9 protein-coding genes and 1 other RNA gene are annotated in these 12,550 nt (G+C 51.1%); 7 read left to right on the forward strand and 3 right to left on the reverse strand.

Annotated features, from left to right (window positions below):
- Positions 1-61: 61 nt before the first annotated feature.
- The 3 genes from ligA (at position 62) to ffs (ending at position 4,265) form a co-directional block, all read left to right on the forward strand.
- The gene (gene ligA, locus AACY50_RS11010) at positions 62-2,419 is read left to right on the forward strand and encodes an NAD-dependent DNA ligase LigA (RefSeq protein ID WP_339538550.1); all 2,358 of its coding nucleotides are present in this window, start codon (positions 62-64) and stop codon (positions 2,417-2,419) included.
- A gap of 471 nt (positions 2,420-2,890) precedes the next feature.
- Positions 2,891-4,057 (forward strand): zinc-binding metallopeptidase family protein, encoded by a 1,167-nt coding sequence (locus AACY50_RS11015; RefSeq protein ID WP_339538551.1) that lies wholly within the window; start codon positions 2,891-2,893, stop codon positions 4,055-4,057.
- Between the two features lie 111 nt (positions 4,058-4,168).
- An RNA gene (gene ffs, locus AACY50_RS11020) (signal recognition particle sRNA small type) lies at positions 4,169-4,265 on the forward strand.
- A gap of 89 nt (positions 4,266-4,354) precedes the next feature.
- Here the strand turns inward: ffs and AACY50_RS11025 are convergent.
- Positions 4,355-4,567 carry a hypothetical protein gene (locus AACY50_RS11025; RefSeq protein ID WP_339538576.1) on the reverse strand — a complete coding sequence of 71 codons (213 nt, stop codon included), beginning with the start codon at positions 4,565-4,567 and terminating at the stop codon, positions 4,355-4,357.
- 690 nt (positions 4,568-5,257) lie between these two features.
- Between AACY50_RS11025 and AACY50_RS11030 the strand changes: the two genes are divergently transcribed.
- The 4 genes from AACY50_RS11030 to AACY50_RS11045 are packed head-to-tail and all read left to right on the forward strand — an operon-like array spanning position 5,258 to position 10,819.
- Positions 5,258-7,990: a DUF4135 domain-containing protein gene (locus AACY50_RS11030; protein WP_339538552.1), complete on the forward strand. Its 2,733-nt coding sequence runs from the start codon at positions 5,258-5,260 to the stop codon at positions 7,988-7,990.
- Positions 7,987-8,436 (forward strand): hypothetical protein, encoded by a 450-nt coding sequence (locus tag AACY50_RS11035; protein ID WP_339538553.1) that lies wholly within the window; start codon positions 7,987-7,989, stop codon positions 8,434-8,436. The genes AACY50_RS11030 and AACY50_RS11035 overlap by 4 nt, the downstream gene beginning before the upstream one ends.
- A complete protein-coding gene (locus AACY50_RS11040; protein ID WP_339538554.1) occupies positions 8,388-9,659 on the forward strand; it encodes an ABC transporter ATP-binding protein in 1,272 nt (423 codons plus the stop codon). Before AACY50_RS11035 ends, AACY50_RS11040 begins: the two co-directional genes overlap by 49 nt.
- A 2-nt stretch (positions 9,660-9,661) precedes the next feature.
- A complete protein-coding gene (locus AACY50_RS11045; protein ID WP_339538555.1) occupies positions 9,662-10,819 on the forward strand; it encodes an AAA family ATPase in 1,158 nt (385 codons plus the stop codon).
- A 200-nt stretch (positions 10,820-11,019) separates the two neighbouring features.
- Here AACY50_RS11045 and queD read toward each other — a convergent pair whose 3' ends face one another.
- On the reverse strand, positions 11,020-11,376 hold the full coding sequence (gene queD / locus AACY50_RS11050; RefSeq protein WP_007955941.1) for a 6-carboxytetrahydropterin synthase QueD: 357 nt from the start codon (positions 11,374-11,376) through the stop codon (positions 11,020-11,022).
- 85 nt (positions 11,377-11,461) lie between these two features.
- Positions 11,462-12,541, reverse strand: a complete 1,080-nt coding sequence (locus AACY50_RS11055) for a patatin-like phospholipase family protein (protein ID WP_339432448.1) — start codon at positions 12,539-12,541, stop codon at positions 11,462-11,464.
- Positions 12,542-12,550: the final 9 nt, after the last annotated feature.

The following is a 12,550-nucleotide window of genomic DNA, read 5'->3' on the forward strand; positions in this document are numbered from 1 at the left end:
GGCAATCGGCAAAATAGATTGAGCAGCCTCGGCTGCTCTTTTGCTTTATGAGAGAACACCCATGACCGCCGCCCAAAACCGCATTCTAGCGCTGCGCGCTGAGCTGGATCAGCACAACTACCGTTACCACGTCCTCGACGAGCCGAGCATTCCGGATGCCGAGTACGACCGGTTGTTCCACGAGCTCAAGGCTCTGGAAGCAGCCAACCCGCAGTTGATCACCCGTGACTCGCCGACCCAGCGTGTCGGCAGTGTGGCGCTGACGGCGTTCACTCAGGTGCGCCACGAAGTACCGATGCTCAGCCTCGGCAACGCCTTCGAAGAAACCGATATGCGCGAGTTTGATCGCCGCGTCACTGAAGGTCTGGATCTGCCGGCTGGCGATCTGTTCGGCGGTGGCTCGGCGGTGGAGTACAGCTGCGAGCCGAAGCTCGATGGCCTGGCGGTCAGTCTGCTGTATCAGGACGGCCTGCTGGTTCGTGGCGCCACACGCGGTGACGGCACCACCGGCGAAGACATCAGCGTCAACGTGCGCACCGTGCGCAACATTCCCCTGAAGCTGCACGGCGAAGGCTGGCCGGCGACCCTGGAAGTGCGCGGTGAGGTGTTCATGTCCAAGGCCGGTTTCGAGCGCCTCAACGCCTCGCAACTGGACATCGGTGGCAAGACCTTCGCCAACCCGCGCAACGCCGCTGCCGGCAGCCTGCGTCAGCTGGATTCGAAGATCACCGCCAACCGTCCGTTGGAGTTCTGCTGCTACGGCATCGGTCAGGTCTCCCACGATATTTCCGACACCCACATCGGCAACCTCAAGCAATTGCAAAAGTGGGGCATGCCGATCAGCCACGAGCTGAAACTGGCCAAAGGCATCGGTGAGTGCCTGGATTACTACCGCGACATCGGTGAGCGACGCAGCTCGCTGACTTACGAAATCGACGGTGTGGTGTTCAAGGTCAACAGCATTGCCGATCAGCGTGAACTGGGCTTCCGCGCCCGCGAACCGCGTTGGGCGATCGCGCATAAATTCCCGGCGATGGAAGAGCTCACCGAGTTGCTCGATGTGGAATTCCAGGTTGGCCGTACCGGCGCCGTCACTCCGGTGGCGCGCCTGAAACCGGTCAAGGTCGCGGGCGTCACCGTGGCCAATGCCACGCTGCACAACATGGACGAAGTCGCGCGGCTGGGCCTGATGATCGGCGACACCGTGATCATCCGTCGTGCCGGTGATGTGATTCCACAAGTGGTGCAAGTGGTCACCGAACGCCGTCCGGACAATGCACGACCTGTGGCGATTCCGGAGAGCTGTCCGGTGTGCGGCTCCCACGTTGAGCGCACGCAACTGATCAAGCGCAGCAAGGGCAAGGAAACCGTCAGCGAAGGCGCGGTGTATCGCTGCGTGGGGCGCCTGGCCTGTGGCGCGCAATTGAAGCAGGCGATCATTCACTTCGTCTCGCGTCGTGCGATGGACATTGAAGGCCTCGGCGACAAGAGCGTCGAGCAATTGGTCGATGAAGGCCTGGTCAGTTCGCCGGCCGATTTATACGCGCTGAAGTTTGATGACATCGTCGATCTGGAAGGCTTTGCCGAGGTGTCCGGCAACAAACTGCTCGCGGCCATTGAAGACAGCAAGAAGCCGGGGCTGGCGCGTTTCATCTATGCCCTGGGCATTCCCGATGTTGGTGAAGAAACGGCCAAGGTACTGGCGCGTTCGCTGGGTTCGCTGGAGCGCGTACAACAGGCGTTGCCGCAGGTGCTGACCTATCTGCCGGATGTCGGCCTGGAAGTGGCACACGAGATTCACAGCTTCTTTGAAGATGCGCACAACCAGCAGGTGATCGGCGAATTGCTCGGGCATGGTTTGCAGATTCAGGATCAGGGCGAACTGGGGGCCGAGTTTGCCGCCAGCACTACGCTGGGCGGCTTCCTCGACAAGCTGTACATTCCTTCGGTCGGCCCAGGCGGGGCGCAGAAGCTGGCAGACAGGTTTGGCTCGCTCGACGCGGTAATGAGCGCCGACTGGCTGGACATGCGTCAGGCATTGCCGGAGAAACAGGCCAATTCGGTACGTGAGTTTTTTGCGCTGCCGCAGCATCGCCAACTGGCCGAAGAGGCCGAGAAGCAACTGCGTGATTTCGGCATGCACTGGCACAGCGAGAAGAAGGTCGTCGAAGGTTTGCCGCTGTCCGGGCAGACTTGGGTGCTGACGGGCAAGGTCGAGTTGATGAGCCGCGATGTCGCCAAGGAACATCTGGAAAGCCTTGGGGCGAAGGTGGCCGGTTCGGTGTCGGCGAAGACGCATTGCGTGGTGGCCGGCCCAGGCGCTGGCTCCAAGCTGACCAAGGCCAATGAGCTTGGGGTGAAGGTGATGGATGAGGAGGCATTTATCGCGTTCCTGAAGGGCTGTGGCCTCTCCGTCTGACCTCTCGTTCCCACGCATTGCGTCACTAGTGTCCGGTAAAAACTGAAGGGGGAGCTTGCTCCCCCTTGCTGTGCCTGCTTCCTGAGCAATAATCAGGTTTTTCAGGCTCGATTTTCGCCTATGTTCAGCAGCACCCGATTTGCACAGATGCTTCAAGTTCTCCGAAAATGCCGTTCGTCTTCAGATATACAGCGCTTTGATCACGTACCTCTTGCTGCACCTTTAGCAGCGCCGGTCAGGTGGCTCTGGGCTATTTCCAGCTTCGTCATTCGGCTAGCCCACACGTTGTTCGAACGGCCATCAAGCATCGAACATCTTGAACATCGAAGGCAGAAGCGAACGGAGCAGAAGGCAGCTCAAGGCTGCCTTCTGCTATGAAACAGGTTTTACCGGACACTAGTGACGCTCTGCGTGGGAACGATCTTTGGGCGGGAATGATCTAGTCTTGGCAAGCCCCAAGGAGAGATCGCCATGTACCGCTTTTTCGAGCAACTCAGTTCTCGCATCGTCGCGCCGTTCATGGGCGAATCTTCACGCAACAGCAAAGTCTGGCCGTGTCGCTGCGGTCAGTCACTGTTCTTTCGCAACAGTCAGTGCCTGGCTTGCAGCGCATTGCTCGGTTATCAGTCTGAACAAAGTCGCCTGACCTCGCTGCAACCGGGGCCGCAGGAAGGCTCCTGGACGCTGGATGCCGATCCCGAGGCGGGACTGTTCCGTCGTTGCGCCAATCTCGATACGCCTGCGGCGTGCAACTGGTTGCTGCCGGACAACGGTCGCGACGTCCTGTGTGTTGCCTGCAGCCTCAATCGCACGATTCCCGATCTTTCGGTTTCTGAAAACCCCGAACTGTGGCGCAAGGTGGAAACGGCCAAGCGCCGCCTGGTGGCACAACTGATCACCCTCGGCTTGCAGGTCATCCCGAAAACGGTGAGTGAAGAAACCGGACTGGCCTTCGATTTCATCGGCGTCGACCTCGAAGGCAATTCACCAATGACCGGCCACGCGAGCGGCCTGATCACCCTCGACATCAAAGAAGCCGACGACGCCCATCGCGAGCGGGTGAGGGCGCAAATGCATGAGCCCTATCGCACGCTGCTGGGGCATTTTCGCCACGAGGTTGGACACTACTACTGGGATCGGCTGATCGCTAACGGTCCATGGCTCCAATCATTCCGCAACCTGTTTGGCGACGAGCGCGCCAGCTATGCCGAGGCACTTGACCACCACTATCAACAAGGCGCCCCACTGGACTGGCCGCAGCATTACGTCAGTGCCTACGCGACCATGCACCCTTGGGAAGACTGGGCGGAAACCTGGGCGCATTACCTGCACATGATGGACGCAGTGGACACTGCGCTGGGTTTTGGCATGAGTGCGCGGGAAATGGACTTCGACTACCAGCCATTTGCGCCAAGCACTCTGTTCGAGCCTGAGCATCCTGGCGGCGGGGCGTTTCTGTCGTTCGTCAACGCCTGGATCGAACTGGCCGGCATGCTCAACGAATTGTCACGCAGCATGGGTCAGCCGGACTTCTACCCGTTCGTGTTGCCGGCGGCGGCGATTGCCAAGCTGCACTTCATTCACCTGGTGATCCAGCAAGAGGGCGGCAGGGCGGATGAGGTGTTGCAAGCGCAATAGCAAGTGCTTGAACCTCTTCATGTTTTTTATCTGAAACCAACGGTTGTAACTTCGTCTCAGATAGGTACAATGGCGCGGCTCGCCGACAGGTGAGTGTCGTTATGGTGACCCCATCGGTCCCCCCGCAACGATTACCCGTGAACCTGGTCAGATCCGGAAGGAAGCAGCCACAGCGGGAACATTGTGTGCCGGGGTGTGGCTGGTGGGGTTACCACCTTAACGAACATCGAACGATTCAACAGAACTGCATGGGTATCGCCCAATGCGGTTTTTTTTTGCCTGTGATTTATGCATTCGTCATGCATCACCCCTGTGCGCGGGCAAGCCCGTCCCTACAGGGATTTCAGTGTTCTTCATGGATAACTCGCCGCGATAGATGCAGCCACGGGTGCAGGTTTCGTGGATGCGGATCCAGCCCGTGTGCGGATCGAGGTCGCCGCTTAGGTGAATCGCCACTTTGGGGACTTCGCTGAGGGGGGGGGGATCGTTGCCGGCATCGCTCTGCGCCATAGGGCGTTCCTTGCTGGAATGAGAGAGAGGCGGGGAAGGTTGCAGAGTTCGAACCAAGTTTGAATAGCTATTTCCAATGCTTGAGAACTATATGAATTGATAGTTGTTGGATTAACAACTATTGGGGTGAGCTGTCATCTTGACGTTTTGTTCTGTCAATTTCTTGTATGAAAGAACTTAATATTTTGAATTGAGTCTGGATTGTTCCTATGGCCCCACTGGAATAGTCCTACAGGATATTAGTCCTGTTCCTGCTTCGAATTTATTGACCGTAAAGGTTTGATCCAATATATCTATAGCTCCAAATGATTCTCAATTTTTCAAAGCATTCTAATGGCAATACAAGGACGTAAGATGAGTAATCGTAGTGTCGATATTGAATCTATTAAAAATGTTATTCGGGCGGATGGCGTCATGATGAGTGCTGCCTTCGTAAAAATGTATGTAGATCCACTTCTTTTGCAAATTGAAAATACTCCCCCTGGAATGGAGCTTACAAGACCTGTACACACGGGGCCGGCGACAAGTAACTGTACTCAATGCTTCAGCAGGTGTTGCTATGCTTCCTACTCGCCAAAATCAATAAAAAGCGGGACGTGTTATGGGCTGGTGCCAAGTGCCAATGTAGTTGTCTTTAACTAGTCGCAAACCGCCGAAAGGCGGTATTTTATTTGACATAAGGAAATGTTGATGAGTGGTTTTTCAAAAGTTGAATCCATGTCGACTTATTTCGGAGCGCATAGAGTTTTAGTAAATGATTATCTGAATGAACTGTATAAGAGTAAGGAGTTCGATCTTGCTTCTTTGTTCGATAAAAAACTGGCTAATGCGTTTGCTATACATGTTGCGAACAAGGTGGAAAGTTATGTTCGGCAAACCATTGAGGCAGAAGTTTCGCATGTCAATGAAGATCTCGGCGTCAGTATGACGTACGAGGATTTTTTAGAGAAGGATGAGTTGTATCTAGAATTTTTGAGTAAATATGAATCACTGCAGTACTTGCTGGATAAACTTTTTGCGGATGAGTTGGAAAACTTTTCCTTAGTAAAGGGGGCTTTTGTTCAGTCGCTTCCGGAATTGCTACGGACTGGTTTTCTGGCGGACGCTCATGAAGTGAGTGATGTGTTTTTGCTCGGGGATGAAAGTCACGATGGAAATAAAAATGTCGCTCTATTTTACGTACGGGGATGCCCCGCCTTTGCCTTGAAATTGCGCGACCTGGAACTGGAAAGGAAAACAAGCGAGTTTCTTGGGGATTTCTTTAAGGATCAATGTGATATCCAAGGCTGGGAGTTTCCTGAATATATATCGGGGCAGGATTTCGGATGGGTGAAGTGGTGTGATCAGGTTCCTTTGAAGAGCCAAGCGGAGGTAGAGAACTATTATAAGTTAGCAGGCTATTTGATTGCCGCAGTTGCTTCGTTAGGGGTTACCGATCTTCATTATGAAAATATAGTAACTCATCATGGAAATCCTGTGCCGGTTGACTTGGAAGCAGTATTTCATCATGTCTATGTTGACGCGTCTCGTTCGGCAATAGCTAGAACTGGGCTTGTGCCGAATGTTATTAAATACACAGATGGACTTGCCGACACCGAGCACGCGGGGATAGGAAATATATTTCGGAAAGAAATCATTAGAAAAGCATCTTTGAACAAAAATCCGAACGCAGTAGTGTTTGATGGTTGTGTACAGAATCCGATGGACTATATTGATTGTATGGTTGCTGGCTGTGTGGAGTGCTATAAAATTATAACTGCTGAGTATCAGCGGTTTGTGAGGTTTTTTAATCAAGCTTCTAATCTTAAAAATAGAATGATATTGAGAGACACGGCTAATTATTGCTTGGTGATTGAGGCGTCTTTTCATCCGCTACTTCTAAAGAGTAATGAAGGGCGAAAAAACTATATCGAGTCCTGCCTCGGATCAATCGAAGATTATCGGGCTGAGCCCGCTCTCTTAAAGGCTGAGGTTGAAGCCTGTTTTCTTGGGGATGTCCCAAGGTTTACGTCTAGTGCAAAGGCTCTTTTCGTTTGTTCAGTTCATGCTGTGAAAAGTATTAAACTGATTAACTATGTGAGTGGGTACGATAGTGTAAGGAGTGATTTGCATCGTATAGTAAGTGATGGGTATGGTCACGAGATTGAATTTTTAAAGTGCGTGTATAAAGAGGCTGGAAAAGTAGTCGATATGAACTTTAGGTTTAATAGGGTTGGCTTCTTTGATGATGGAGAAGTCTCTAATTGTTTTTCTTTAGACACGACTTCCGCTTCAGTAAAGAGAACTGCTAAGCACATGCTTTATAAAAAATCTCCCCCGTTACTGTTTACCAGTAGAAGTGAGAGCTATCTTGAGCTAACTTCGGTAGGGTTCGATTTGTTTTCGGGTTCGGGAGGGCTTGGGTATCTCGCCTCTACTGGGGGGTTATTCGAGTCAGAGTCTGAGAATAAGGAGTTTCTCTCCGCGTATTATGAAATGGTGGTGGGTAGTGAGTTTCTCTCCTCGTCCCCAATAGGTGGAGCATATGTCGGTGGGTTGAGTTCGATAGCTCCGATTTTTATAGATGGAAACCTGACCTCTATTTCCGCTGCAACCGATAAAATTGTCACGTCTATTTATGCATGTGAATATAAGAAAATGGGTTCGGGATTGGTTTATGGTCTTGCCGGGGCTCTAGTGATTGCAAGTTGTTACTTTGAACTATCACGGATGGAGGTTTGGCGAGATGTTGCTAGGTCGCTATTCGATGTTTTAGTAGCGCGATCCGAACTCGATGGTGAGCAGATAATATTTTCTGCCAATATCTCAAGGCACGCAAAGAAGATATTATCTGGGCTTTCGCATGGTCAAGCAGGAGTCGCTTATTCGATCGCGGTATATGCACTTGTTTTTGATATTCCTGATGGGGCGATCCTGCCATTGATAAAAGGCGTGATCATGTCGGAAATCAATTGCTTCGACCCTCAGCGTGGTAATTGGCCTGATTTGAGAAGTAAACCTCGAAATATAGAACTTCAAGATGAGTTTGGGTGGGCTTATGGGGGGGCAGGGATTATTTATGTATTAGATTTTTTAAAAAGACATTTTAATATCTGCATGATCAATGAGTTCCTACAGAAATACAATGTTCGTGCATTATTTGAGGCGAGTGTTTTAGAACCTGGCAAAAAAGAAAGTTTCTCAGTTTCCAACGGAGCCTTGGGCGTAGAGTTGATTTATCGGCGACTATTCAAGAAAGCTTTGAATAGTGATTTGGAAAGTAAGTATTGGTCGATTCATGGTTCGGCCACTTTAGGTTGTGGTCTGATGAAAGGAAGTGCCGGAGAATGCCTAGCCCTGAAATCCCTGATGACAGGTGATCGATCCTTTCCCCTGTTACCTCATGAATTGTTCAAGCTTAACTTTCAGGAAGTATTCGAATGAAGGCGAAAGGGTTTGTCGATGCTTATAAGCTATTAAAGTTGTCCATGAAATCAAAGGATGCAGGTCGTTTGGCCTTTTTGGTGACGCTGGTTTTTCTTACCTCGATAGGGTTTGGGTTGTTGCCCATGTTTTTTCAACGGATGCTTGCGGTCGCTTCAAGTGATCATGAACAGTTCTTGAACTTTCTGGTTTTGGTGATTGGTGTTGTTTTTATATCTCAGGTGTTATCTCATTCGTCTGATGTGTTGACAATGATGTTTATTCAGAGGGTTAATATAAATCTTGGTGAGATGTTTATTAAGAAATCAATTGGTTTATCTGCGAATGAGAGTCTTGTACAAGGGCCGGCACACCTTGCGCAGTGTTGCAATGTGCTTCTGCGAGTATGGATAATACTGTGCGCTCTTTATTGGTTGGTGTGCTGCCGTCCTTGGTTCAGATATTAGTATCGTTTGTAGTGTTGCTGTTTTTTGAAGATTTTTTCGTAATGTTTATGATTTTTTTATATGTTTTTGTATATGCCATTCTTAGCGCTTCAGTGATAGGTCGTTTGTCAGAGCTATTCAAAGCTGTGATATTGAAGGAAATGGGATGTTCTAAAACTGTCCATGGCATTGTTTCGAATATTGAGACGATACGTATTTATTTAGCTGAGGAGTTTCTACTGCGGTTTTTTCGCGAAGATCAAGAAGGGGTTTACCAGTCTTGGTTGGATTTCTATAGGAAAAGTACTTCTCTGGAGGTGGTCAGGATAGTTATTTTTTCATTGGTTTTTTTTGTGGTTATTTATGAGTCCTCGTTAAGGTTGCTTTCCGGTGAGATAGGTGTTGGTCATTTAGTAATGGTTGCAGCCTATATGTTTCAGGTTTGTCAGCCGTACGACGCTCTTTTAAAGAGTGTTGGAAGCATGATCGAGTCACTAGGTGGGTTTGCACCATTACTAAAGCATTTTGACGCTTGCGAAATTCGGCGTGTTGATAAAAATAATAAACTTCCGAACGTTGGTCATGGTCTGGAGTTTTGTAATGTTGGGTTCTCTTACCCTAACCGACCTGTAGAAAAGGTGCTGTGTGATTTGTCAATTCGATTTGCTCCGGGTGAAGTCGTCGCGATCACTGGCCCGTCTGGCGTGGGTAAGTCAACTATTGTCAAATTGCTGATGCGACTCTACGTGCCATCGTCAGGTTTAATTAAATATGGTGGTGTTGCGATAGGCGATTTGTCTGATCACGATTTTTATTCCAGGTTTTCTTTCGTGTCCCAAGAGGTTGGTTTGTTCAACGGTACGCTGAGATTTAATCTAAAAGTTGCCGATCAGAATGCACCGGATGAGAAACTGGAAGCTGTTCTAAAGCTCGCTAATCTTGAGGTATTCCTGAAAGGATTACCGTCCGGACTGGACACGGAAATTGGAGACAGAGGTCTAATGTTGTCGGGAGGAGAGCGCCAACGTCTTGCGCTGGCAAGAAGTTTTTTGCGGGATCATAAGGTGGTTGTTTTTGATGAGAGTACCGCGTTTCTTGATGAGGCGGCAGAGCGTACAGTCATATCAAATATAAAGAAATATAATGCGTCTAACATTGTGATCATTGTTGCTCATCGCGAGTCAATATTAAAGCTGGCTGATCGAGTAGTCTCGTTTAATGGCGAATATTGTGTGGAGCTTTAGTAGTGAGAATTTTGTCTGTTTCAGTTAAAGGGTATCGCTCTATTGATGATGTGTTTATTAATCTTGACGGATTGAACATTTTTCATGGCGCTAATGGAGTTGGGAAGACCAATTTGTATAATGCACTAAAGCTCGTGCAGGCCGCCGCGACGGGGGAGTTCTCAAAGTTTATCGTTAGGGAAGGTGGCATGCAGTCGATCCTTTCGGAAAGTTCAAAGCGCAGTGCCGAACGCTCAAAAATTATTCTTGAAGTGCGTTTTTCAACTTTTCCAGATGATGGCTATTACAGTTATAGAATTACAGCAGGCTTGGTGCCGCAAAAAAATGTTTTTGGAGAGAAAATTGTATTGGGCGATGGCTTTGAGTTTGAACCGCAAATTAAAAATGAAAAGTTATCGTTTTATGATGGGCGAAAAACTCATATTCTGATGGTCAGAGAGAATAGTTTCTTGAAAGTCATGGGTCGAGAAATGGCCATGCTGGACATGACTAATTCTATTCGACTATTTCCCTCGGCAACGGCATTAAACTCTCTCACAGATGCGGAGCGTTTTCCCGAGGTGTTGCGTATCAAACATGAAATAATGGGGTGGCGTTTTTATCATGGTTTCAGGACTGATATTGAGTCACCCATCCGTAAGCCTTGCTACGCTGTTAGTGGTACCGTGCTTGATTCCTGTGGAACAAATCTCGCTGCTGTTTTGGCGACGCAAAAATATATAGTTCAGGATCTTGATGTTATTGAAAAACTGATTGCGGATACATTCGGTGGAGCAACTTTGGATATTTCAAAGCCCGAGCGTACCGTTTCGTTTGGTTTGCGTTTCGCTCACAGTAATCGGACAAGTAATGCGTGGGAGTTGTCTGACGGTACGTTGCAGTATATTTGCCTGGTCGTTGCGCTGACATCCGGTTCTTTGCCTCCTTTTATTGTTTTGAACGAGCCTGATAACAGCCTTCATCCTGATATGCTCAGATCGTTGGCTGGTTTGATTAGCTCTGCCAGTAAGCGATCGCAGATTTGGGTTGTTACGCATTCACCGATATTGAAAGATATTCTAGAGGAGTCAGGGGCGTTCAAATCACGGCATGTTATCAAGCGGGGGCTTCATACATGGATTGAAGGACTGACTCTTAATGGTGATGTCGATGCTTTGTGAGTCAACCGCACGCTATGCCCGTTGAAGTCGAAGACTTGATCCAGCAGCCAGTCCGTCATGGTCCTGTCCTCTTGGCAGGGTGGGAGCCAAAAAAGCATAGGCATAAAAAAACAGCCGCGAAGGCTGTTCTCTATATCCTTGATGAACACCGATCCCCTGAAGCGGCTTCTGGCAACGCCTACAAGGGGATGTGTATTGAATTACTCGCCGCGATAGATGCAGCCACTGGTGCAGGTTTCGTGGATGCGGATCGCGCTCAGTTCCGGCAGCAGTGGTTTCAATTCATTCCAGATGAATTTGGCCAGGACTTCGCTGGTCGGGTTTTCCAGGCCGGGAATGTCGTTCAGGTAGTTGTGATCCAGGCGCTCGTAGAGCGGCTTGAAAATCGCTTTGATCTCGGAGAAGTCGCGGATCCAGCCTGTGTGCGGATCGAGGTCGCCGCTCAGGTGAATCGCCACTTTGAACGAGTGGCCGTGAAGGCGCCCGCACTTGTGGCCGTCCGGTACGTGCGGCAGGCGATGGGCGGATTCGAATGTAAATTCCTTGAAGATTTCCACAGTAGTTTCGGCTCTGTTCAGATGGCGTTCGCCGCAGCGATTCGGGCAGGCGGCGAGTTTATCAGCTTGTGTTTGGCCTTGCTGACTAAAGGGTCAGCAAGCGCTCGGCGAGGCGACCATTGGCAGCCAGTTCGAGGAATTCGTCCCCCAGGCGCCGGCTCTCGTCCATCGCCGCGTGCCAGTATTTTTGCCGGCTCGGCGCATCGCCCATGAAGCGCTTGAAGTCGTTGCGGTCGGGCAGTTTGCCGTAGGGCAGGCGTGCCAGATATTCCTTTGACGGCGCGAGCAACAACACGTCTTGCAAGCGCTCCACCGAGGCCCGGCGCCATGGCAGGGTCTTGTCGAACCAGCCCGGAATCACACGGTCGGTGAAGTGCGGATAGAGCACGATGCCGTCGCCGCTGTAGGGCAGGTCAAGGTGATAGTCGAGCAGACCGCCGTCGCGGAAAGTCCCTGCACCGGCGCCGGGCAGGTCGCGCACGCCTTCCATGATCATCGGAATCGAACCCGAGGCCAGCAGCGCCTGACGCAGATTGGCAGCATTGAGCGCGACGAAGCGCGACGGGAAATCGTTGAGCGCATGCACCGGCGGTGCCAGGCGCGGATCGTGGATGATCAGCCGTTCAAAATGTCGCGACAGCCGCGCGCGACCGCGCAGGTTGTCGGCAATCACCGAGCCCAGTGCCAGCCCGAGTCGAGCGCGATGGTCGTCCGCCAGACGGCCCTGGCTTTTGACCACCATGATGTTCAAGCGGTAATCGGCGTTATTGAGAATGCTGTCGTCGCGGCCATCGAGCAGGTCATTGAGCATGCGCTGCGAGCTCTGACTGATCTGGGCCATGGTCACGCCTTTGTTGAAATTCTGCTCGGCGTACAGGTGGCCGAGGCGACGAATGCCTGCGGCGGCGTCCGGCAGGCAGGCGCTGGCGAAGCGCCAGGAACCCACTGACGCACCGATCAGCGAACGTTCGCGCGGCGCACTCGGCAGCCACTCACCGAACAAGGCCAGATCCAGCCCCTGAATCCCCAAGGCCTTTGGCCCACCGGCCGCGCCGGGCAGGGTGCCGACATCAGCAGCGTTGAGGCCTTGGGCGCGGATGCGCGCCATGGCCCGGGGGCCGGCCTTGAGGGTGAGGGACGGAAACTTGATGTGGATGGCTGTCATACCGGTCTC

The sequence above is a fragment of the Pseudomonas sp. RA_15y_Pfl2_54 genome (genome assembly GCF_963971015.1).
In the GTDB taxonomy this organism is placed as follows: Bacteria; Pseudomonadota; Gammaproteobacteria; order Pseudomonadales; family Pseudomonadaceae; genus Aquipseudomonas; species Aquipseudomonas baetica_A.

Coding starts and splice junctions, on each gene's coding strand:
- AACY50_RS11035 (WP_339538553.1), top strand. CDS start 7,987: ATGAAGGCGAAAGGGTTTGTCGATGCTTATAAGCTATTAAAGTTGTCC.
- ligA (WP_339538550.1), top strand. CDS start 62: ATGACCGCCGCCCAAAACCGCATTCTAGCGCTGCGCGCTGAGCTGGAT.
- AACY50_RS11030 (WP_339538552.1), top strand. CDS start 5,258: ATGAGTGGTTTTTCAAAAGTTGAATCCATGTCGACTTATTTCGGAGCG.
- AACY50_RS11055 (WP_339432448.1), bottom strand. CDS start 12,541: ATGACAGCCATCCACATCAAGTTTCCGTCCCTCACCCTCAAGGCCGGC.
- AACY50_RS11015 (WP_339538551.1), top strand. CDS start 2,891: ATGTACCGCTTTTTCGAGCAACTCAGTTCTCGCATCGTCGCGCCGTTC.
- AACY50_RS11025 (WP_339538576.1), bottom strand. CDS start 4,567: ATGGCGCAGAGCGATGCCGGCAACGATCCCCCCCCCCTCAGCGAAGTC.